The organism is Bacillus sp. AY2-1 (assembly GCF_008368965.1).
In the GTDB taxonomy this organism is placed as follows: domain Bacteria; phylum Bacillota; class Bacilli; order Bacillales; family Bacillaceae_G; genus Bacillus_A; species Bacillus_A thuringiensis_S.
In genome coordinates, this window is sequence record NZ_QPEL01000212.1 from 1 (window position 1) to 4,141 (window position 4,141).

Here is a 4,141-nt window from a genome sequence, read left to right on the forward strand (position 1 = left end):
TAGAAATAGAAAGAGTGGATTCCATGTGAGAGAATAGGGATCCACTCTTTCTATTTCTACAACTGATAAAGAGACACTATATCTGACTTACATAAATATCCTAGTTGTTCAAATTTGTCCTTGCTAATGGTACCATTAGAGTCATGGAGGGATATTATGTTTACTTTTAGATAATGCTTTAAGTTAAGTCTTTACAATTAAGCCCATTAAACGAAAGCCTTTAAATATAGAGCGTACAACTTTCATGAAGATGCGCCCTAAAAGAAATATTAAGTATGTATTATTTCTTTTCTTTAACTTCGTATTTAGCTTCAATAAAATTTAATAATTTACCTTTTTGATCATCATTTTCTTATATTTCCTTATCGTGTTGTATAATTGATTACGAGTTACTCTTTCTATTTTGATGTTCCTCTACTTTCTTATCATATACCTTAGAGAAATCATCCTTGTTTTCTTTAGCTAATTGGTAAACTGCTTCTTTCCACTGTTCTCTATCCATGCCTAACAGGTGGGGAGAACTATTCGCAATAACTACACTAACTTCTTTTACATCTTTACCTTTAGCTTCTAATATTGGTTTTGTACCTTTTCTTGCATCCTCTATCCCTTCTAAGATGAGTTTATGCGTGTCTTTATACTTTTCATCACCTTTTAGTGCATAACCTAAACCTATTATTATGTCATCCTTATTAAAGTTAAAATCTAGTAATTGTTCATACATGTAACTTGGATACTGTTCCTCAGATATTGTAGTTTTCAACATTGCTTTACTAGTTTCTTCAGTCTTAGGAGTAGAATCTTTATCTCCTAGCCCACAACCGTAATAGAACTGGCATTGTCAACGCTATGAGTTTCGTTGCTTTCATTATGTATTCCCCTTTTAGAAAGTATTGTAATTAATTAACATATTGTACCATAACGTAAATTATGAATATTAGATATACAAATTCCCTATCTTTACCGTGAAATGCATTTATTGTAATAATGAAGAATATGATACACATGCTTGGAATTGAAAAAATTTATAGCTCGTGAAATAAGCATATACAAAGAAAAAGACATATTTATATTGTCCTCACCCTTACCGTCCATTTTGTCTAAAGGGTAGTCAAACCCACACATTAATACACAATTGGAAACATAATCAGTATATTAAGAAAAAATGTGTGAATTATTTAAACAAAAAAGTGTTAGCAAGTTTGCAAACGAACTTGCTAACACTTATACAGAATAGACATAACTTATTGCCGATATGTCGCCTTTGAAAATAGCTTTAATCAGTTACATCACACTTTATACGAAATACTCATAAAAACAGTCTTAATATACATGATAACAGTATAAACTCTATATTTCTTTTAATAATTTAAGGTTATATCCTTTCTGCATTCGCCGCGTTTAGCCACGAATCATAGAATTCTGTAACTGATGCATACCGTTCTGCCCGATTTTCATTTACAGCACGATACGCTACCTCATATAATTCCTTACTTGCTTCCCATTTTATAAAGGAACGATCTTTTTCACCGCCTAGAAGTGAGAAAGCCATTGCTCCCATATTAAATACATTTGTTCTTTCATCAATTATAGCGTTTAGTTCAAATTCCTCTGGTGACATAAAACGGGAGGAACCCCATAGCCGGCCCATTTTATTTATGTAAGGTTTCTTACTGTATAAATCTATATCACAAATTTTTGTTTCGTTTGTATTAAAATTATATAAAATACTACCGTCATAAAAATCTATCGCTACATAGTTTTTCTTTTCTACATAAGTATGGAAAGAAAAAATGGAATGTAAGGAATGAATTCGTTTTATAGCAGACAAATGTCTAAATTTATAAAATGGAGAGTTTGGATTTTTATATTTCTCAGGAGGTGGGAAACGCCAATGCGAATGAAGACATTCACCATCAAACCAATCGAAAATTAATACATATCCAGATTGAACTGGAAAATGATCGATTAATCTTATAAGCGAGTCATGCTTTAAATCTTCATAGATAGTAACTGAATTTTTTAGCCTTTCAATAGCATCCCTTGTTGTTCCTTCATATGCAATTGTTTGTGCTCCTGCGTATTTAATAAATTTCTTATGACCATCTTTTTCTATACCAAAACTTATATTACCTGAATCTTGCTGGTCAAAAACTGCAAATACGGTCCCTAATTTAATAAGCCAATCAAAATTATGATATTCTTTCAATTGGAATGTTACGTTATTTAACTGAATTTCCACGGAATTATCTTTCATAGATTACCTCACATTTAATATAATTAAGTTGTACATTCCACTATTTCGACATATTTTATGGAAATCCTATGCTAATAATATAAAATTTTATAAATATAATGATAAACACTTATAAAGAGGTGAATATAATGGACCAACAAATTGTTATTAAAGCATATCAAAAAGACTGGGTTGAAGAGTATATAAAAGAAAAAGAGAAATTCTGTTCCTTGTTAGGACAAGAAATAATTGCTGTTGAACATATAGGAAGCACTGCAGTAAAAGGATTAGGAGCTAAACCTCTTATTGATATGATGATTGGCGTAACGGACTTGCAAATTACTGAAAACTGGATAGAAATTCTATCTGAAATTGGATATGAGTTTGTTCCAAAAGAAGCTACGAATTGGCGCTTTTTTAGAAAGGGAAAATGGAGAGCAGGTACTCATCATTTGCATGTTTATATTTATAATAGCGAAGAATGGAGAAACAATATTTTATTTCGGGACTTTCTAATAAGCCATGAATGGGCACGTGAAGAATATAGAGAATTAAAAGAGATGCTTGCTATTACATATACTTTTGATCGTGTGTCGTATACAAAGGCAAAAGCGCCGTTTATTCGAAAAATATTAGAATTAGCTAGAACTTAATAAATTTATAGATTCTTATCTAACTAGTTTTGAAACCTCTTCCTATACTTTTTATAGGGAGGGGATTTTTTGTTTTTTTCATGACAAAATATATAAGTTCTAATTATTGGAGGCAAACTATTTTATTTATTTTGATATTTCGAGTACATTGGAAATATTAAGGGGGAATTAAGCAATGAAAGCTATTGTACATCAATATAAAAAAGGATTAGAGGGATTAGAATATAAATTTTCACCTGAGATAAGTCCTAATGCAGGTGAAGTAAAAGTAAAGTTAAAAGCTGCAGGATTAAATCATAGGGATTTATTTATTATAAATAATAGAAAAGAAATGGATCTATCATTAGTAATAGGGTCAGATGGATCAGGAGTTGTTACAGAAATAGGAGAAGGAGTTTCAAATATTAAACTACATACAGAAGTTATTATTAATCCTAGTATTGGATGGGAACATGCTACTGAAGTACCGGAGTTACCGGAAGTGCTAGGTGGACCGAAAGATGGAACGTTTGCTGAATATGTAATTGTACCAGCTGAAAATGTAGTAGAAAAGCCTTCATATCTTACTTGGGAAGAATCAGGTGTTTTATCTTTATCCGCACTAACTGCATATAGAGCGCTTTTTACAAAAGGTAGACTGAAGTGCGGCGAACACGTTTTAATTCCGGGAATAGGCGGTGGTGTTGCTACATTTGCCATGTTATTCGCGAAAGCAATTGGCGCAAAAGTGAGTGTTACTTCTAGGGTAGAGAATAAAAGGGAACTTGCTGAGAAATATGGTGCAGATATTTCTTTTCATAGTGCTGGAAATTGGGAAGAGAGCTTACAAGGTGAAAAAGTAGATTTAATAATAGATAGTATAGGTCCGGCAACTTTTTTGAAATATTTTGATGTATTAAAACCAAATGGAAGAATCGTGAATTTTGGTGCAAGCTCAGGAGATAAAATTGAATTACCATTACGCGCGCTATTTTACAATCAAATTGATATTATGGGAACATCCATGGGTAGCGGTGAGGAATTTAATGAGATGATAAAATTTATAGAAAAACATCAAATTAAACCAATTATTGATAAAGTTTACTCGTTAGAAGAAGCAATTCGAGCACTAAGCCGTATGGAACATGGAGAACAATTCGGAAATATTGTACTTCAAATGAATTAAAAAATATGATTTTGCAATTAGTATATTTAAATGAATATGTTATGTATCCCAAACATGAAAAAATACGAACCGCCTTATTATAAAGGC

At 31.5% G+C, this 4,141-nt stretch carries 3 protein-coding genes and 1 pseudogene; 2 read left to right on the forward strand and 2 right to left on the reverse strand.

The features are described from left to right. Positions 1–382: 382 nt before the first annotated feature. Together DN403_RS28885 and DN403_RS28890 are read right to left on the reverse strand one after the other, a co-directional pair. Positions 383–869, reverse strand: a pseudogene (locus tag DN403_RS28885) (hypothetical protein). Between the two features lie 506 nt (positions 870–1,375). Next, positions 1,376–2,257, reverse strand: coding sequence for a protein kinase domain-containing protein (locus DN403_RS28890; RefSeq protein WP_000654529.1), 882 nt, complete (start codon positions 2,255–2,257; stop codon positions 1,376–1,378). Between the two features lie 128 nt (positions 2,258–2,385). On the opposite strand from DN403_RS28890, the gene DN403_RS28895 reads away from it, so the two are divergent. Together DN403_RS28895 and DN403_RS28900 are read left to right on the forward strand one after the other, a co-directional pair. Then, entirely contained in the window at positions 2,386–2,889 is a 504-nt protein-coding gene (locus DN403_RS28895; protein ID WP_000372681.1) for a GrpB family protein, read from the forward strand. Positions 2,890–3,064: 175 nt separating this feature from the next. Next, positions 3,065–4,054 (forward strand): zinc-binding dehydrogenase, encoded by a 990-nt coding sequence (locus DN403_RS28900; RefSeq protein ID WP_000644526.1) that lies wholly within the window; start codon positions 3,065–3,067, stop codon positions 4,052–4,054. Positions 4,055–4,141 lie beyond the last annotated feature (87 nt).